The following is a 16481-nucleotide window of genomic DNA, read 5'->3' as shown; positions in this document are numbered from 1 at the left end:
TCTTCGTTGCCCCGCGAGACCAATGAGGACGCGATGTGGCAAGGCCCCCCTGCGACGGACGGTGCAGGAACCGCTATGTGTGGTTAACGGGCCTTGCCTAAGTGTTCAGAATGCAATGCAAACCTTTTGCGCCTCGCCAGCATTGGCGCCCATGACGAGCGCTTCGGCGATCTGTTCGACTCGGTATTCGTGGGTGACCAGCGCCGAAAGGTCGAAGCGGCCCGACTTCATCATCGCCAGGATATGCGGCAGCGCTTCCTCGATCGCAGTCTCGCCGCAGCCCTTGATCTTCCAGTTGCTGTAGCAGACCGCCATCAGGTCCATGGCCACGGGCTCGTGGTGCACGCCGACGACCGCGAGCGATGCGCCGCGCCCGGCGAGCATGGCGAAGTTGTCGATCGCCACTTTCATGCCGATGGCATCGAGATAGAGCTGCGCCTGACAGCGCTCGCCGAAGAAGGTCTGCTGGCTGCCGAATTCGGCGAAGGCGCGCGCCCTGAGGTCTTCCTTGGCCGGGTTGCAGGTGACGAGGCCGAAGCTGGCGGCATTGGCCAGGCGGAAGTCGGAGATGTCGACGATCATCACCTTGGGGCAGCCGAACCATTTGAGCATGATCGCCGCCGATAGCCCGATGATCCCGGCGCCGAAGACGATCGCGGTCTTGTCCGGCCCCGGATCGAGGTTGAGCGCGCCGCGCGTGCCGATGACGAAAGGCTCGACCAGCACCGCCGATTTCACCGGGATGTCGTTGTCGATCATCAGCACGCTTTCGCCGACCTCGCACTGCGGAATCCGGATATATTCGGAGAAGGAGCCGACCGTGGCCATGCGCTTCATGTCGCGCAGCGCCTTGCCCTGGTTGACGAAGACATGATCGCCGAGGCTCAGGCCTTTCACGTTGCGACCCATCTCGACGATCTCGCTGACGGCTTCGTGACCGAACTCGTGATCCTGCCAGATCATGTGGTCGTCACCGCCGTGCTTGTAGGCGGACACGTCCGAGCCGCAGACGCCGGCCATCAGGTTGCGGACGATGACATCGTCGTCGCCGCAAGTCGGGTAAGGCAGGTCGATGACGTCGACAGAGCCCGGTCCCCGGAAAATTGCGCCGCGATAGGTGGCATTCGGCATGGCAGGCTTCCTCTCGACTCTTTGAAAGGAGGCTACGCCCGCCTAGCGCGACCGCGCAAGGATATTGGCGGCAGTGGTGACGAGACCGCCGTTGGCCGCGAGCGTCAGCCCGGTCAGCCAGCGCGCTTCGTCGCTGGCGAGGAAGGCTACGACGTCGGCGATGTCGTCGGGCTCGCCCAGCCGGCCGAGCGCGGTCCAGGGCGGGACAGCATCTGGCCAGGTCTGCCCGGCGATCATCTCGGTCCGCGTGCAGCCCGGGGCGACCGAATTGCAGGTGATCCCGCGCGCGCCGAGTTCCTGTCCGGCGGAGCGCACGAACGCTTCCGATCCCGCCTTGGCCGCGGCACCGACCGAAACGCCGGGCGCGCCATAGGTCGCCATGCCCGAGGAGATGAAGACGATCCGCCCGTGCGGGCTCTGCGTGATCCGCGCATATTCGGAGACGGCCAGGATCGTCGCACGCAGATTGAAAGCCAGGGTGCGGTCGATCGTCTCGATCGAGAGATTGGTCGCAAGCCCCGAACTGCCGCCGCCGGCGTTCAGGACCATGATGTCGAGATCGCCGTGGACCGCGGCGGCGTCCTGAACCACGCGCGTTGCGGTATCGCCTTCGACCAGATCGCCCAGCACGACATCGGCCGTGCCGCCCTGGCTACGGATCAGCTCAACCACGGGTTCGGCCTTCTCGGCGCTGCGGGCGTGGACGATGACCTTGGCGCCGTCGGCGGCGAGGCGCAGTGCGATGGCCTTGCCGATGCCCTGCGACGATCCGGTGACGAGCGCGGTTCTTCCTTCCAGCCGCATGGCCCTATCCCTTCGCGATGATCGTGGTGGCGGAAGTGACCTGGCCGCCGTTGGCCGGCAGGGTCAGGCCGGTGAGCCAGCGCGAATCGTCCGAGGCGAGGAAGGCGACGACGTCGGCGATGTCCTCGACCTGGCCGGGACGGCGCAGCGCGTTCCACCGTGCGACCTTGTCGCTGATCGCGGGGTCAAGCTCGCGGGTCAGCGTGAGCCCCGGCTGCACCGAATTGCAGGTGATGCCGCGCTCGCCCAATTCGTGCGCCACCGAACGGATGAAGCCGTCCGCCGCGGCCTTGGCCGCCGAATAGAGCGCGGCATTGCCCACCGGCACCGCCGCCGAGCCCGAGGAGATCAGCACGACGCGGCCCTGGTCGCTCGTAGTCAGCCGGGCGTATTCGATCACCTGCAGGATGACGGAGCGAAGGTTGAGTGCCAGATGCGCGTCGATGGCGGCGGGTTCGAGCCCCGTGACCGGCCCAGATGCGGGGGCGCCGGCATTGCAGACGAGGATATCGAGTGCGCCGTGGACCGCAAAGGCATCGCGCACGACCTGCGCCGCGATGTCGCCCTCGGCGAGATCGCCGAGCACGATGTCGGCCGTCCCGCCTCCTGCGCGAATCTCAGCCGCGACCCGATCGACCAGTTCACGACTGCGGCTGGCATGGAGCACCACTTTCGCGCCATCAACAGCGAGCCGACGGGCGATTCCCGCGCCGATGCCGCGTGACGAGCCCGTCACCAGCGCTATCCGTCCTGCGAGTCTCACACCTCTCTCCCGTCACCCCTGCGAAGGCAGGGGTCTAGATAAGCTCGCGTCGACAATGCGACGGCGGCGTCAAACCGCACCGTCAGTTGGGCCCCTGCCTTCGCAGGGGTGACGGGTCAGGCTTTGTTCGTTCAATTCTCGACAAAGGCCGCCAGGTTGGCAAGCGACGAGGCCAGACCCTGCGCGTGGTCCTCCTTGCTTATGCCGGAGGGTACGTTCTCGGCAACGATCGAGACCTCGGTCCCTTCGGCGCACCAGGTCAGACCCCAGGTCATCCGCATGGTGCCGGCGAAAGACGGATCGTCCGAGACGAAATCGAAATCCTGGATGACGAACTCTTCGGGCTCGAGATCAACGAAGCGGCCGCTAACGGTATCGGTGTCGCGAGTGGTCTTTCCGCCGGTTCCCGAGGAAAAACGCAAGGTCATGCGAAAGGCGCCGCCGGGGCGCGGATCGAAGGCCTCCAGCGTGCCCGTGGCGCCCTCGGGCGGCAGCCAATGCGACACCTTGCTGCCGTCAACCAGCGCATCGTAGACTGCCGAGACCGGCGCCTCGATCACGCGCCAGGCGCGGTCGACGCGGTGCTCTTCGCTCACGGCACGAGCACCGTATCGCGCGCCTCGGGCAGCGTCTTGGGATAGTCGAGCGTATAGTGCAGCCCGCGGCTTTCCTTGCGCTTCAGCGCCGAGCGGACGATCAGCTCGGCGGTCTGCAGCAGGTTGCGCAGCTCGATCAGGTCGGTGCTGACGCGGAAGTGGCCGTAGTAGTCCTCGACCTCGCCGGTCAGCATCTGGATCCGGTGCTGCGCGCGTTCGAGCCGCTTGGTCGTGCGGACGATGCCGACGTAGTTCCACATGAAGCGGCGGATCTCGGTCCAGTTCTGCTTGATGATCACCTCCTCGTCGGAGTTGGTGACGCGGCTTTCGTCCCAGGCCTGAACCGGCGGCGGCGGATCGAAGGCATCCCAGCAGTCGAGGATATGCGCCGCCGCGGCCTCGCCGAAGACGAAGCATTCGAGCAGCGAGTTGGATGCCAGGCGGTTGGCCCCGTGAAGGCCGCTTTCGGTGCACTCGCCCGCGGCATAGAGCCCCGGCAGGTCGGTCTGCCCGTTAAGGTCGATCACGATACCGCCGCAGGTGTAGTGCTGCGCGGGGACCACCGGGATCGGCTGCTTGGTCATGTCGATGCCGATGCCCATCAGCTTCTCGTAGATCGTCGGGAAATGGCCCTTCACGAAGTCCGCGGGCTGGTGGCTGATGTCGAGATGGACGTAGTCGAGCCCGAAGCGCTTGATCTCGGCGTCGATCGCGCGCGCGACGATGTCGCGCGGCGCCAGCTCGAGCCGCTCGGCGTCATAGAATTCCATGAAGCGCTTGCCGCTGCGCGGGTTGATCAGCCGCCCGCCCTCGCCGCGCACCGCCTCGGTGATCAGGAAGTTCTTGACCTCGAGGTTGTAGAGACAGGTCGGGTGGAACTGCATCATCTCCATGTTGGAGACGCGCGCGCCCGCGCGCCAGGCCATGGCGATGCCGTCGCCGGTGGCGCCGCGCGGGGCGGTGCTGAACTGGTAGACGCGCCCTGCGCCGCCTGTCGCCATGATCGTCGCGCGCGCGGTATGCGGCTCGACCTTGCCCGTCGCCTCGTCGAGCGCGTAGACGCCCCAGACCCTGCCCGAGCCCGAATAGCGCAGCTCGTGCTTGCCGGTGATCAGGTCGATGCAGGACTGCCCCGGCAGCAGCGTGATGTTGGGATGATCCTCGGCCGCCTTGAGCAGCGCCGACTGCACGGCCCAGCCCGTCGCGTCGTCGACATGGACGATGCGGCGGTGCGAATGACCACCCTCGCGCGTGAGGTGCAGGCTGTTGCCGTCCATGTTGAACGGCACGCCGAGCTCGACCAGCCGGTCGATCGCATGCGGCGCGCGTTCAATGACGAATTCGACGGTTTCCTGCCGGTTGAGCCCGGCCCCGGCGATCATCGTATCGCGGATATGCTCCTCGAAAGTGTCGCCCGCATCGAGCACGGCGGCGATGCCGCCTTGGGCCCAGGCGGTCGACCCGCCGGTCAGCGAGCCCTTGGCCAGCACGAGGACCTTGAGTTTCTCGGCGAGGCCGAGGGCGGCGGTGAGGCCAGCGGCGCCCGAGCCGACGATGATGACGTCGTGGATCATGATCCCCCTCCCGCTTGCGGGAGGGGCCGGGGGTGGGCCTTTCGTTCAAGGCAAAGCGTATCATCGTAACCACGCCTTCGACATTGGCGAGGACTTCGGCGTTTGGGAAGTGCAACACGCGATATCCGGCTTCGTTCAGGTACTTGTCGCGCCAGATATCGCGTCCGGGATCGACCTCGTGCGAGAAACCGTCGAGTTCGATGATGAGTTTTTGCTCTCGGCAGAGGAAATCGGCGAAGAACGGACCGACCGGCATCTGGCGGCTGAATTTATGGCCGAGCTGGGAGTTCGAGATGAAATGCCAGAGGTGGCGCTCTGCCGGCGTAGCCTGGTTGCGCAGTTCGCGGGCGCGTTCCGTGTTTCGGGGCTTCCAGTTGGGCATGGTCGGAGACTGGCCCACCCCCAACCCCTCCCGCAAGCGGGAGGGGGATTGATCGCGCTGAAGCTGCTCGCTTTCGGATCGATCTAGGCCCCGGCCATCCCCCTCCCGCTTGCGGGAGGGGCTAGGGTGGGCACCGCTAAACCGGCACCTGCACCGCGCTCGTCAGGCTGACGAAAACGTCCTCCAGATCGGCTTCCTTGGTCGTCACGTCGACGATCGCGAAGCCCTGGCTCTGGACCGAAGCCAGCACTTCGCCGGCGTTGGTGGTATCCTTGTTGTAGGTGATCTCGACCGTGCGCTCGCCGGTCTTCTCGCATCTGAGGAAGCAGGCATGCTCCGGCAGCCCGCTGAGGTCGCGGTCGAGCGTCAGGACGACGACCTTCTCGCGCGCGGTCGCCAGCAGTTCGCGGGTCGACTGGTTGGCTATCAGCTTGCCGTGGTTGATGATGGCGATGCGGTCGCACAGCTCCTCGGCTTCCTCGAGGTAGTGCGTGGTCAGCACCACGGTCACGCCCTGGGCGTTCATCTCGCTGACCAGTTCCCAGAGCTGCCGGCGCAGTTCGACGTCGACGCCGGCGGTCGGCTCGTCGAGCACCAGCACGGGCGGCGAGTGGACCATGGCCTTGGCGACGAGCAACCGCCGCTTCATACCACCCGAGAGCGTGCGCGAGTAGGACTTGGCCTTGTCGGCCAGGTGCACGTCCTGCAGCAGCTCCATCGAGCGGCGCAGCGGCTTGGCGACTCCGTAGAGCCCGGCCTGGTTCTCCAGCACTTCGAAGGGGGTGAAGAAGGGATCGAAGAAGATCTCCTGCGGGACGATGCCGATCGCGCGCTTGGCGTTGCGCATGTTCTTGTCGATGTCGAAGCCCCAGATCGAGACCTGGCCCGAGGTCTTCATGACGAGGCCCGCCAGCGTGTTGATCAAGGTCGACTTGCCCGCGCCGTTGGGGCCGAGCAGGCCGAAGATGCCGCCTTGCGGCACGTCGAAGCTGACGTCGTCGAGCGCCAGCTTGCCGGGCGCACCTTTCTCCCCGGCATAGCGCTTCACCAGATTGCGGATGGAAATCGCCGGACCTTCGCTCATAGTGCTTCCTTGGGACAGGAAGAGGCCCGGGTAAAGAGAGGAGCTATGCGATGATCGCCGAAGGGTATGACTTCACCGGCAAGGTCGCGATCGTGACTGGCGGGGGCACCGGGATAGGCGCGGCGACGGCACTATTGCTCGCGCGCTACGGCGCCGACGTAGCCATTGCCGGGCGCAGCGAGTCGACGCTCGCGCCGACTGCGCAGGCGATCGAGAACGAGACGGGCCGCCGCTGCATCTGGATCAGGGCCGATGTCAGCCTGGAAGCCGAAGTCGAAGCGATGGTCGCGCGTGTGATCGCCGAGTTCGGCCGCATCGACGTGCTGGTCAACGGCGTCGGCTGGGGCGATCATGCGAAGCTCAGCGACATGGACCTTGCCGCCTGGCGTTTCGAATTCGCGCGCAATCTCGACACCGGATTTCTCTGCACCCAGGCGGTGGGCCCGCACATGCGGGCGCAGCACTCGGGCACGATCGTCAACGTGTCCTCGGTGGCGGGGAACGACGGTGTGCAGGGCTTGGCGGCCTACTCGGTGGCGAAGGCAGGTATCCAGATGTTCACCCGCGTCGCCGCGGCCGAATGGGGCAGGCACGGCATCCGCATCAACTGCGTGGCACCGGGACTGATCGCCACCGACAACGCGACGAAGGATTTCGTCGCCAACAATATCGAAGTCGATACGTTCTGCGCGAACTATCCGATTCCTCGCGCCGGCCGCGCGGAGGACGTGGCGCGGGCGATCGTGTTCTTCGCCAGCGAGGCCTCGTCCTACATCACCGGCGAGACCCTGACCGTGGCGGGCGGGCCGATAGTGGGCGGAACGGGCGGATAGACCAAAAGGCGTGTTGGCTGATTGCCCCCACCGGTTATAGCCTGCCGCATGGACGAAAACAGCAACCGCAGCTTCGGGGCTCTTTCACGCGGTCAGACCAGGGCTGCGCTGGTCGCGGTCATCCTGCTCGCGCTGGCAGGCCTGTGGACCTTGCTACCCTTCCTGGCGGCGGCGGGCTGGGCGGCGGTATTCGCCGTGTCGCTGTGGCCGTGGTATGTCCGCTGTCAGGCGCGTTGGCCGAAACAGGGTCGCGTACTGCTGCCGCTCGGCGTCACCTTGCTGATCCTGCTGATCTTCGTGCTGCCGCTGATCATGGTCGCCACCGCGCTGGCGCATGACAGCGCCGACTTCGTGCAATTCGTCCAGCAATCGGGAGCACAGGGCATTCCGCCGCCGCACATCCTCGCGCAGCTGCCGTTCGGCGACCAGCTCGTCGGCTGGTGGCAGGCCAATCTCGCGCAGCCGGGGGCGCTGAGCCATCTGTCGATCCTGCATGGCGAGGGTGGACGCTCGTCGCTCGACCTCGGCGGCCGCTTCCTCGGCGCGGTGCTGCACCGGTTGCTCATCATCGTCTTCATGCTGCTGATCTTCTTCTTCATGCTGCGCGATGGCGAAGGCCTCGCCCGCGGCCTGCGCGTCGGCATCGCCCGGGCCTTCGGTCCGGCGGGCGAGCAGGTCGGCGAGCAGATCGTCCAGGCCATCCGCGGCACGGTGAACGGACTGGTCGTCGTCGGCCTGGGCGAAGGCGTGCTGATGGGCGCGGCCTACTATGTTGCCGGGGTACCGCATCCGGCAATCCTCGGCCTGCTCACCGGGCTGCTCTCGGCGATCCCGCTGGGCGCGGTCGTTGCCTATGTCGCGGCGGCCGGGCTGCTGGCCGCGGCCGGCGAGATCGGCGCGGCCATCGCCATCGGCGTGCTGGGTTCGGTGGTGGTCTTCGTTGCCGACCATTTCATCCGCCCCGTGCTGATCGGCGGCGCGACGCGGCTGCCGTTCCTGCTGGTGCTGCTGGGCATCATCGGCGGGATCGAGGCCTGGGGCCTGATCGGCATCGTCCTCGGGCCGGCACTGATGGCCGCGCTGCTGCTGCTGTGGCGCGAATGGATCGGGGCGCAGCGCGGACCACTCAATCCCGCGGTTCCCGACGAGCGCATGCCACCGATTGGCGGCTAGAAAATCGCGCCCAGCCCTGTTATCCCGCGCGCCATGATCAAGCCGCCCGAAACCGTCTACACCGATTCCACCCGCGTCAGCTGCGACGGAGCCACCGACATTCGCGGCGGCGCCGCGCTTGGCCACCCGCGTGTCTGGCTGGAGATCGACGAGACCGGCTTCGTCGAATGCGGCTATTGCGACCGCCGCTTCGTGCTGCGCGGCGGCTCGGCCGACGGCGGAGACGTGGCCGCGGCCTGATCCTTTTCCGCTTGCGTCGTTCGGCGCTGCAGGCATGCTCTCCCCCAAGGCGGCAGGGGTAGCCGCCGTATAAGGGGGGAGCTGCCAATGTTCGATCATACCAATCCGGTGACCATTCTCGTGCCGATGCTGGTCATCGTCGCGCTGACCTTCGTGGCTTTCATCAAGATGGCCACGGCGCGCGGCGCGGCGGTGAAGGCCGGCCAGGACCCCAGCTTCTATCGCGCCCATCTCGGCACGCCCGAGCCCGAGGGCGCCACGGCCGCCGTGCGGCACTGGGATAACCTGTTCGAACTGCCGACGCTGTTCTACGCCGGTTGCATCACGGCTTTCGTGCTGGGTGCGGTGAGCGGCTGGACGCTGGCATTCGCCTGGGGCTGGGTCGTCGCGCGGCTGCTGCAGAGTGCGGTCCACATGACCTACAACAACCCCTCGCACCGCGGCGGCGGGTTCATCCTGGGCGTGCTGTTCGTGATGGCGCTGTGGGTCAACATCGGCCTGTCGATCTGCGCCAAGCTGTAGGAGCGCGTCAGATCTCTTTCAGCGCGCGCATCTCGTGGACCACCCGCGCGGTGTCGGCGAACTGCTGGAGCGAGCGGACCCGGCCGGCTTCGTTGATCTCCCAGAGGTCGTAGAGCAGCGTCTCGAATGAGGGCCGGCCGGCGAAGGAGACCGTCGCGCTCGATAGCGTCGCTGCCTTGTTGCCTTCGACCACGGCGTTAAGGCGGGTGACGTTGCTCATCGCCACCAGGCGCATCAGCGCTTCGACAGCAGGCTTTCCCGCCTCGGGACCCGTGGAGCCGGGGAAGTTCTCGAGCAGGCTGGTCTCGCCCGCCAGTTCGAAGGTCGCATCCTCGGCCCAGATCTGGCCGAGGGCTTCCTCGTCGTTCGCTTGGCGAGCAGCATAAGCCTGGTCGATGATGGCTAGAACCTGGTCGCGATCCATGAGTCGCCTCCCGTGCCGTTCCCGGCGAAGAATGCCTCAAATCGCCCGTGCGGGGAAGCGCCTTAGAGCGGCGAGGGCCTGGGATGCATGAAAGCGAAGCGCTTCACGCGGCCTTCGATGATGCTCTTGGCGAAGACGCCGCGCATCGTCTCGGCGCCCTCGGGCCTGACCAGCACCAGATGCGTGCCGCCGGCGGGCAGGGTCTCGATCGCGCTGATGGCGACGCCGGCCTTGGCGCATTGCGCGACAACGTCGGCTTGTTCGAGCTTGAGGTTCATTGCGCGGCTCATTGGCTTGTTCCCAGTCGCGTAAGCGGGAGCGCGACCCAATTCGCTGGGGGGTCTCTCTGCCGCGCGCGCTTACGGTCACCGAATGCGCGCGGTAGGCGCGGTATGGGCGCCTTCGTGCGATTAGCAAGGCGTTTCGCTCAGCTGCACCAATCCCGCCGATAGCCGCGCCAGGGCTCTGCCAGGCCTTCGGCTTCTAGCTTTCCGCCCAGACTCTCGCCGCCGCGGGTGACGGTGAACAGCCTGCGACCATAGCTGTCACGCAAGCGGTCGGCGGGTTCGAGCGAGAAGGCGCCGGCGCTCAACAGCTCGGCCAGCCGCCTGGTGGCGCGAGCGCCGAGGCGGGCTTCGGCGGCGCAGTGCGGCTCGCTGGTTTCGGGGGCGTTGATATCGGCAATGCGGATCTTGGCGCCGCGATACCAGAAGGTGTCGCCGTCGACGACGCAGCTTACCCTTACGGGGCCAGAGCAGTGCGTGAACCGCGCCGCCTCGTGATCGGACGGCAGCGTGATCGCCGCAGCAGAACGGTGGGTGGCAAGCGATGACAGCGCGGCGGCGACAGCGAACAGCGCGAGGACGAGAATGCGATAGGCCATGCCGCCAGCATGCGCCCGGCCGGACTAAGGCAAGGCTAGGCAAATGCTCCGGATCGGAGGGACTAGCCGCTGGAATCCGCCGAGAATGCTCTCAGACGAAGAGGCTCGTCGGATTGGGCATTGGCTGCTGCTTCTGCGCGGCAACCAGCGACAGCACCGAGCGGACCAGCACCAGCACGCCCACCGCGATCAGCATGAGGAATCCGATCAGGAGGATCATGCAGAGCACGCTGACGAAGAAGCCGATCAGCCCGATCCAGAAGGTGCGGATCAGGTACTGGTAGTGCGAGCTTTCCCAATCGGCGTGCGCCTCGCCTTTCCAGACATAGGCCAGCACCACGCCGACGATCGCGGTGACACCCAGCACGACCGACGAGAGGTAGAGCAGGCTGATGATCGTCGGATGGTTGAAATCGAAGCTGCTACTGGCCGGCGGCGCGGCCGCGGGTGCCCCCGGTGTAGCTTGAGGGCCCTGGTCGAGGTCGGCTCGCGGGGCGGGCTGCGCAGACTGATCGAGGTCGCTCATGCCGGTCTCCTTTGCGGAGAGGCCAATGTATCCCGGCTTCAGCGCCGAGTCACGTTCCGTAGGCGCGCTGTTCCGGAACGCCGCCGCCGCGGCAGAGCTGGATCAGCTCCTGGAGCCCGGCGATGTGCAGCGGACGGTCGAAGCGCAGGCCGATCGTACTGTCGTTCGCCCAGCGGACATGCCCTTCGATCGGTGCAGTGCCGTCGAGCCGAAGCGTCAGCGGATCGCCCAGCGCGAAGCTGCCCGCTTTTCCGACATGACTGATTCGGCAGCCGTCGAGCGAGAGCTCGATCAGCAGGCCGTCGGAGCCGCGCTTGCCGTCCTTGCGTACGCGGACCTTGCTGCAGACGGCGTAGCGCTTGTGGGCGCGGATGGTCAGAAGTACCGACACGGTTTCGTCCTGCTCCCCCCCGGAGTCCGACAGATGACTGTCATGGTTTGTCACACGAGGGTTAACGATGTGTTGACGCTGTCGTTAACAGCTTAAGCGGGGTTTAAGGCCGCACCGAGTACAGGCCCTAGAGCTTCTCGGCGACGAGGAATTCGGGCGCTTCGGCAAAGCCGGCGAACTGGGCCATGATGCCCTGCATCGTCTCGCCGGCCATGTCCTCGGCCATGAAGCCGGCAAGGTCGGGGATGTCGAACAGTTCGACGTAGTGGGCGCTGGGTTCGCCTTCGCCCATGAGCAGACGCTCGACGCGGAAGGTGTCGCAGGCCTTGACCCGCGCGATCCCCCCGCAGGGTCGGCTGGTCGACGGTCCTGACCCAGTGGTCGAAATCGGTGGGCGTGACGCCCGGCTTGAGCTTGTAGCTGATGATCACGGCCGACATGGCACCCTTCCCTTTCGCTAGATTTCCATCGCTTCGACGGCTTGCTTGGATTCGGCGAGGCCCAGGCCGGTCGCCTCGCGCATCAGCTTGATCGCGTTGATCTTGTTGCCGCGCGCCAGTTCGCCGCGGATCGCGGCGAGCGCCTCGGGCGAGAGGGTGGCGGGTCCCGGCCTCGCTGATGGCAGAGGGCGCTGCATCGTGAACGACGGCGGTGGGCCCGAGAGGTCGCGATCGCGCGGGCCGGCCGACTTGCGGCCCAGCCAGAAGACGAACAGGCTCCAGCCGATGAGGGCGACCAGCGCGCCCCAGTCCAGCGTCATCGTGATCATGAGCCGAGCCTATAGCACAACCGCGCCGCGCAACGAAAAAGCCCCGCCGGATCGCTCCGGCGGGGCCCTTCGATAGGTAGGCTGGACGCCTGAGGCTTATTCGGCCTCGTCGCCCTTCACCAGGTAGTCGCCCGCATCGGCATCGGTGCCGTGCGTCTCGCCTTCCATGGCGGCCAGCGGATCGTTGCCGATCGCCGCTTCGGGGCCCTGGGCGAGCTCGGCCGCATGCTCTTCGGCAGCGGTTTCGGGCGCAATCAGGTGCTCCTGCAGCTTGCGGTACTGCGCGCGGAGCGCGGCATCGCGGCTGGAGGCGGCGACACGCAGACGGTTCATGCCCGCGCCGGTGCCGGCGGGGATGAGACGGCCGACGATCACGTTCTCCTTGAGGCCGATCAGCGAGTCCTTCTTCCCTTCGACCGCCGCCTGGGTGAGCACGCGGGTGGTCTCCTGGAACGAGGCCGCCGAAATGAACGAACGCGTCTGCAGCGAGGCCTTGGTGATGCCGAGCAGCACCGGCTTGCCTTCGGCGGGCTTCTGCCCGTCATCCAGCTTGCCGTTGATCTCGTTCATCTCCTCGAAGTCGACCTGCTCGCCCGCCAGCAGCGTGGTGTCGCCGCCGTCGGTGATCTCGACCTTCTGCAGCATCTGGCGAACGATCACCTCGATGTGCTTGTCGTTGATCTTCACGCCCTGGAGACGATAGACCTCCTGGATTTCCGCGACGAGATATTCGGCCAGCGCCTCGACGCCGAGCACCTCGAGGATGTCGTGCGGATCGGGGCTGCCCGAGATCAGGTTGTCACCCTTCTTGACCCAGTCGCCTTCCTGGACGTCGATCACCTTGCTCTTGGGGATCAGGTACTCGACGGGCTCGCCATCCTCGGGGATGATCGCGATCTTGCGCTTCGCCTTGTAGTCGCGGACGAATTCGATCCGTCCCGAGGTCTTGGCGATGATCGCGTTGTCCTTCGGCTTGCGCGCCTCGAACAGCTCGGCAACACGCGGCAGACCGCCGGTGATGTCGCGCGTCTTGGCGGCTTCGCGCGAAGCACGGGCGAGAACGTCACCCGCCTCGACCGCCTGGCCGTCCTCGACCGACAGCGTCGTGCCGGGGGCGAGCATGTAGCGCGCGGCTTCGCCCGAGGCCTCGTCGAGCAGGGTCATCCGGGGACGCAGGTCCTCCTTCTTGCCCCGGCTGGCGCCGCGGTTCTCGGTGACGACGCGGCTGGTCATGCCGGTGGCTTCGTCGGTCTGCTCGGTCAGCGTGCGGCCATCGATCAGGTCCTGGTACTTCACGATACCCGGCTTCTCGGTGATGACCGGGGTGGTGAACGGATCCCACTCGGCCAGACGCTCGCCTTCCTTCACCTTGGCGCCGTCCTTGTGGAGCAGCACGGTACCGTAGGGCACCTTGTGGATCGCGCGTTCGCGGCCCTCGGTGTCGAACACCACGATCTCGCCATTACGGGCAAGGCTGAGCAGGCGGCTGCGCTTGTCGACGATCGTCGGGATGTCACGGTACTGGACCGTGCCGTCCGAGATCGATTCGAGGTGCGAGGTCTCGTTGACCTGCGCCGCGCCGCCGATGTGGAAGGTACGCATGGTCAGCTGCGTGCCCGGCTCGCCGATCGACTGGGCGGCGATGACGCCCACCGCTTCACCGATGTTCACCGGCGTACCGCGGGCGAGATCGCGCCCATAGCACTTGCCGCAGACGCCCATGGTCGCTTCGCAGATCAGCGGAGAGCGGATGCGCGCGGCCTGGAGGCCGGTCGCTTCGATCTTCGCAGTGGTCGGCTCGTCGAGCAGCGTGCCGTTGGCGACGATGACGTTGCCTTCCTTGTCGACGATGTCCTCGGCCAGGGTACGGCCCAGGATACGCTCGCCGAGCGAGGCGATCGTCGCACCGCCCTGGACGATCGAACGCATTTCCAGCGCACGCTCGGTACCGCAATCGTCGATCACGACCACGCAGTCCTGCGACACGTCGACCAGACGGCGGGTCAGGTAACCCGAGTTCGCCGTCTTGAGCGCCGTGTCGGCCAGACCCTTACGGGCGCCGTGGGTCGAGTTGAAGTACTCGAGAACGGTCAGGCCTTCCTTGAAGTTCGAGATGATCGGCGTCTCGATGATCTCGCCCGAAGGCTTGGCCATCAGGCCGCGCATACCCGCGAGCTGCTTCATCTGCGTCGGGGAGCCACGAGCGCCAGAGTGCGACATCATGTAGATCGAGTTGATCGGTGCCATGCGGCCGGTTTCGGGGTCGATCGGCGTGGCGCGGATCTCGTCCATCATGGCGTTCGCGACCTGGTCGCCGCAACGGCTCCAGGCGTCGATCACCTTGTTGTACTTCTCCTGCTGCGTGATCAGGCCGTCCTGGTACTGCTGCTCGTAGTCGGCCACCAGCGCCTTGGTCTCTTCGACCAGGGCCACCTTACTGTCGGGGATGATCATGTCGTCCTTGCCGAACGAGATGCCCGCCTTGAACGCGTTGCGGAAGCCGAGCGACATGATCGCGTCGGCGAACAGCACCGTGTCCTTCTGGCCGGTGTGGCGATAGACCTCGTCGATCACGTCGCCCACGTCCTTCTTGGTGAGGAGGCGGTTGACGATCTCGAAGGGCACCTTGTGGCTGCGCGGCAGGCACTCGCCGATCAGCATGCGGCCCGGCGTGGTCTCGAAGCGCTTGAGGTATTCCTTGCCCTCTTCGTCGGTCTGCGGGACGCGGGCGATGATCTTCGAGTGGAGCGTCACCGCACCCACTTCCAGCGCCTGGTGCACTTCGGCCATGTCGGCCAGCAGCATGCCCTGGCCCGGCTCGTTCTCACGGTCCATCGACAGGTAGTAGAGACCCAGCACCATGTCCTGCGACGGCACGATGATCGGCTTGCCGTTGGCGGGCGACAGGATGTTGTTGGTCGACATCATCAGCACGCGCGCTTCGAGCTGGGCTTCCAGCGAAAGCGGCACGTGGACGGCCATCTGGTCACCGTCGAAGTCGGCGTTGAAGGCCGAGCAGACGAGCGGGTGCAGCTGGATCGCCTTGCCCTCGATCAGCACGGGCTCGAAAGCCTGGATGCCGAGGCGGTGGAGCGTCGGGGCGCGGTTCAGCAGCACGGGGTGCTCGCGGATGACCTCATCCAGGATGTCCCAGACTTCCTTGCGCTCCTTCTCGACCCACTTCTTGGCCTGCTTCAGGGTCATCGACAGACCCTTGGCATCGAGGCGGGCGTAGATGAACGGCTTGAACAGCTCGAGCGCCATCTTCTTGGGGAGGCCGCACTGGTGCAGCTTGAGCTCCGGACCGGTCACGATGACCGAACGACCCGAATAGTCGACGCGCTTGCCGAGCAGGTTCTGGCGGAAGCGGCCCTGCTTGCCCTTGAGCATGTCGGACAGCGACTTCAGCGGACGCTTGTTGGCGCCGGTGATGACGCGGCCGCGGCGGCCGTTGTCGAACAGCGCGTCGACGGCTTCCTGCAGCATGCGCTTTTCGTTGCGGACGATGATGTCCGGGGCGCGCAGCTCGATCAGGCGCTTCAGGCGGTTGTTGCGGTTGATCACGCGGCGGTAGAGGTCGTTGAGGTCCGACGTGGCGAAGCGGCCGCCGTCGAGCGGCACCAGCGGGCGCAGTTCGGGCGGAATGACCGGCACGACGTCGAGGATCATCCACTCGGGCTTGTTGCCCGAATCGATGAACGATTCGACGACCTTGAGGCGCTTGATGATCTTCTTGGGCTTGAGCTCGGACTTGGTGGTGGCGAGCTCCTGCAGCAGGTCCTCGCGCTCCTGAACCAGGTCGAGGTTCATCAGCATGTTCTTGACCGCGGCAGCGCCGATGTCGGCGGAGAAGCTGTCTTCGCCATACTCGTCCTGCGCGTCGAGCAGCTCGTCCTCGGTGAGAAGCTGGTACTTTTCGAGCGGGGTCAGGCCCGGCTCGATGACGACGTAGGATTCAAAGTACAGGATACGCTCGAGCTGCTTGAGCTGCATGTCGAGCAGCAGGCCGATGCGCGAAGGCAGCGACTTCAGGAACCAGATGTGCGCAACCGGGGCGGCCAGCTCGATGTGGCCCATGCGCTCGCGGCGCACCTTGGTGACGGTGACTTCGACGCCGCACTTCTCGCAGACGACGCCCTTGTACTTCATGCGCTTGTACTTGCCGCAGAGGCACTCGTAGTCCTTCACCGGGCCGAAGATGCGCGCGCAGAACAGGCCGTCACGCTCGGGCTTGAACGTGCGGTAGTTGATCGTCTCCGGCTTCTTGATCTCGCCGAAGGACCAGGAGCGGATGCGCTCGGGGCTCGCCAGACCGATCTGGATCTGGTCGAAAGTCTCGGGCTTGGCCATCTGGTTGGTGAATTTGGTCAGGTCGTTCATGGTTTT

General features: G+C 66.0%; 18 protein-coding genes and 1 pseudogene. 4 read left to right on the top strand and 15 right to left on the bottom strand.

Features of this window, described 5'->3' with window-relative positions:
- Window positions 1-105: 105 nt before the first annotated feature.
- The 7 genes and pseudogenes from KRR38_RS20985 to KRR38_RS20955 form a co-directional block, all read right to left on the bottom strand.
- The gene (locus tag KRR38_RS20985) at window positions 106-1131 is read right to left on the bottom strand and encodes a zinc-binding dehydrogenase (RefSeq protein ID WP_217405182.1); all 1026 of its coding nucleotides are present in this window, start codon (window positions 1129-1131) and stop codon (window positions 106-108) included.
- Between the two features lie 42 nt (window positions 1132-1173).
- Complete coding sequence (locus KRR38_RS20980; protein WP_217405180.1) at window positions 1174-1935, bottom strand: SDR family NAD(P)-dependent oxidoreductase; 762 nt, start codon at window positions 1933-1935, stop codon at window positions 1174-1176.
- A gap of 4 nt (window positions 1936-1939) precedes the next feature.
- Window positions 1940-2698 (bottom strand): SDR family oxidoreductase, encoded by a 759-nt coding sequence (locus KRR38_RS20975; RefSeq protein ID WP_217405178.1) that lies wholly within the window; start codon window positions 2696-2698, stop codon window positions 1940-1942.
- Window positions 2699-2829: 131 nt separating this feature from the next.
- On the bottom strand, window positions 2830-3294 hold the full coding sequence (locus tag KRR38_RS20970; RefSeq protein ID WP_217405175.1) for an SRPBCC domain-containing protein: 465 nt from the start codon (window positions 3292-3294) through the stop codon (window positions 2830-2832).
- Window positions 3291-4868 carry an L-aspartate oxidase gene (gene nadB / locus KRR38_RS20965; RefSeq protein ID WP_217405173.1) on the bottom strand — a complete coding sequence of 526 codons (1578 nt, stop codon included), beginning with the start codon at window positions 4866-4868 and terminating at the stop codon, window positions 3291-3293. Before nadB ends, KRR38_RS20970 begins: the two co-directional genes overlap by 4 nt.
- A gap of 106 nt (window positions 4869-4974) precedes the next feature.
- A pseudogene (locus tag KRR38_RS20960) lies at window positions 4975-5250 on the bottom strand (endonuclease domain-containing protein); the annotation flags it as partial.
- A 136-nt stretch (window positions 5251-5386) separates the two neighbouring features.
- Window positions 5387-6334, bottom strand: coding sequence for an ABC transporter ATP-binding protein (locus KRR38_RS20955; protein WP_217405170.1), 948 nt, complete (start codon window positions 6332-6334; stop codon window positions 5387-5389).
- Between the two features lie 50 nt (window positions 6335-6384).
- Between KRR38_RS20955 and KRR38_RS20950 the strand changes: the two genes are divergently transcribed.
- From KRR38_RS20950 to KRR38_RS20935, 4 genes are all read left to right on the top strand, one after another.
- Complete coding sequence (locus tag KRR38_RS20950; RefSeq protein ID WP_254514908.1) at window positions 6385-7167, top strand: SDR family NAD(P)-dependent oxidoreductase; 783 nt, start codon at window positions 6385-6387, stop codon at window positions 7165-7167.
- Between the two features lie 48 nt (window positions 7168-7215).
- Window positions 7216-8340 carry an AI-2E family transporter gene (locus KRR38_RS20945; RefSeq protein WP_254514907.1) on the top strand — a complete coding sequence of 375 codons (1125 nt, stop codon included), beginning with the start codon at window positions 7216-7218 and terminating at the stop codon, window positions 8338-8340.
- A gap of 33 nt (window positions 8341-8373) precedes the next feature.
- Window positions 8374-8580 (top strand): zinc-finger domain-containing protein, encoded by a 207-nt coding sequence (locus tag KRR38_RS20940; protein ID WP_217405168.1) that lies wholly within the window; start codon window positions 8374-8376, stop codon window positions 8578-8580.
- An 87-nt stretch (window positions 8581-8667) separates the two neighbouring features.
- Window positions 8668-9102 (top strand): MAPEG family protein, encoded by a 435-nt coding sequence (locus KRR38_RS20935; RefSeq protein ID WP_217405166.1) that lies wholly within the window; start codon window positions 8668-8670, stop codon window positions 9100-9102.
- A gap of 7 nt (window positions 9103-9109) precedes the next feature.
- Here KRR38_RS20935 and KRR38_RS20930 read toward each other — a convergent pair whose 3' ends face one another.
- From KRR38_RS20930 to rpoC, 8 genes are all read right to left on the bottom strand, one after another.
- Window positions 9110-9526, bottom strand: coding sequence for a nuclear transport factor 2 family protein (locus KRR38_RS20930; RefSeq protein WP_217405164.1), 417 nt, complete (start codon window positions 9524-9526; stop codon window positions 9110-9112).
- A gap of 62 nt (window positions 9527-9588) precedes the next feature.
- A complete protein-coding gene (locus KRR38_RS20925; protein ID WP_217405162.1) occupies window positions 9589-9816 on the bottom strand; it encodes a hypothetical protein in 228 nt (75 codons plus the stop codon).
- Between the two features lie 137 nt (window positions 9817-9953).
- Window positions 9954-10409, bottom strand: coding sequence for a thermonuclease family protein (locus KRR38_RS20920; RefSeq protein ID WP_217405161.1), 456 nt, complete (start codon window positions 10407-10409; stop codon window positions 9954-9956).
- 91 nt (window positions 10410-10500) lie between these two features.
- Window positions 10501-10935, bottom strand: a complete 435-nt coding sequence (locus tag KRR38_RS20915; protein ID WP_254514906.1) for a hypothetical protein — start codon at window positions 10933-10935, stop codon at window positions 10501-10503.
- 49 nt (window positions 10936-10984) lie between these two features.
- Window positions 10985-11326, bottom strand: a complete 342-nt coding sequence (locus KRR38_RS20910) for a PilZ domain-containing protein (RefSeq protein ID WP_217405158.1) — start codon at window positions 11324-11326, stop codon at window positions 10985-10987.
- A 127-nt stretch (window positions 11327-11453) separates the two neighbouring features.
- Window positions 11454-11618 (bottom strand): hypothetical protein, encoded by a 165-nt coding sequence (locus KRR38_RS20905; RefSeq protein WP_217405156.1) that lies wholly within the window; start codon window positions 11616-11618, stop codon window positions 11454-11456.
- Window positions 11619-11783: 165 nt separating this feature from the next.
- Complete coding sequence (locus KRR38_RS20900; RefSeq protein ID WP_217405154.1) at window positions 11784-12095, bottom strand: ribosomal protein L7/L12; 312 nt, start codon at window positions 12093-12095, stop codon at window positions 11784-11786.
- A gap of 96 nt (window positions 12096-12191) precedes the next feature.
- Window positions 12192-16475 carry a DNA-directed RNA polymerase subunit beta' gene (gene rpoC / locus KRR38_RS20895; RefSeq protein WP_217405152.1) on the bottom strand — a complete coding sequence of 1428 codons (4284 nt, stop codon included), beginning with the start codon at window positions 16473-16475 and terminating at the stop codon, window positions 12192-12194.
- Window positions 16476-16481 lie beyond the last annotated feature (6 nt).

It is taken from the genome of Novosphingobium sp. G106 (genome assembly GCF_019075875.1).
Lineage (GTDB): Bacteria > Pseudomonadota > Alphaproteobacteria > Sphingomonadales > Sphingomonadaceae > Novosphingobium.
This window is presented reverse-complemented; position numbering and strand designations above follow the sequence as displayed.

Excerpts from the sequence above, each read along its gene's own strand:
- KRR38_RS20985 (WP_217405182.1), bottom strand. The coding sequence starts at position 1,131 with ATGCCGAATGCCACCTATCGCGGCGCAATTTTCCGGGGACCGGGCTCT.
- KRR38_RS20900 (WP_217405154.1), bottom strand. The coding sequence starts at position 12,095 with ATGATCACGATGACGCTGGACTGGGGCGCGCTGGTCGCCCTCATCGGC.
- KRR38_RS20935 (WP_217405166.1), top strand. The coding sequence starts at position 8,668 with ATGTTCGATCATACCAATCCGGTGACCATTCTCGTGCCGATGCTGGTC.
- KRR38_RS20925 (WP_217405162.1), bottom strand. The coding sequence starts at position 9,816 with ATGAGCCGCGCAATGAACCTCAAGCTCGAACAAGCCGACGTTGTCGCG.
- nadB (WP_217405173.1), bottom strand. The coding sequence starts at position 4,868 with ATGATCCACGACGTCATCATCGTCGGCTCGGGCGCCGCTGGCCTCACC.
- KRR38_RS20955 (WP_217405170.1), bottom strand. The coding sequence starts at position 6,334 with ATGAGCGAAGGTCCGGCGATTTCCATCCGCAATCTGGTGAAGCGCTAT.
- KRR38_RS20940 (WP_217405168.1), top strand. The coding sequence starts at position 8,374 with ATGATCAAGCCGCCCGAAACCGTCTACACCGATTCCACCCGCGTCAGC.
- KRR38_RS20980 (WP_217405180.1), bottom strand. The coding sequence starts at position 1,935 with ATGCGGCTGGAAGGAAGAACCGCGCTCGTCACCGGATCGTCGCAGGGC.
- rpoC (WP_217405152.1), bottom strand. The coding sequence starts at position 16,475 with ATGAACGACCTGACCAAATTCACCAACCAGATGGCCAAGCCCGAGACT.
- KRR38_RS20920 (WP_217405161.1), bottom strand. The coding sequence starts at position 10,409 with ATGGCCTATCGCATTCTCGTCCTCGCGCTGTTCGCTGTCGCCGCCGCG.
- KRR38_RS20930 (WP_217405164.1), bottom strand. The coding sequence starts at position 9,526 with ATGGATCGCGACCAGGTTCTAGCCATCATCGACCAGGCTTATGCTGCT.
- KRR38_RS20950 (WP_254514908.1), top strand. The coding sequence starts at position 6,385 with ATGATCGCCGAAGGGTATGACTTCACCGGCAAGGTCGCGATCGTGACT.
- KRR38_RS20915 (WP_254514906.1), bottom strand. The coding sequence starts at position 10,935 with ATGAGCGACCTCGATCAGTCTGCGCAGCCCGCCCCGCGAGCCGACCTC.
- KRR38_RS20945 (WP_254514907.1), top strand. The coding sequence starts at position 7,216 with ATGGACGAAAACAGCAACCGCAGCTTCGGGGCTCTTTCACGCGGTCAG.
- KRR38_RS20905 (WP_217405156.1), bottom strand. The coding sequence starts at position 11,618 with ATGGGCGAAGGCGAACCCAGCGCCCACTACGTCGAACTGTTCGACATC.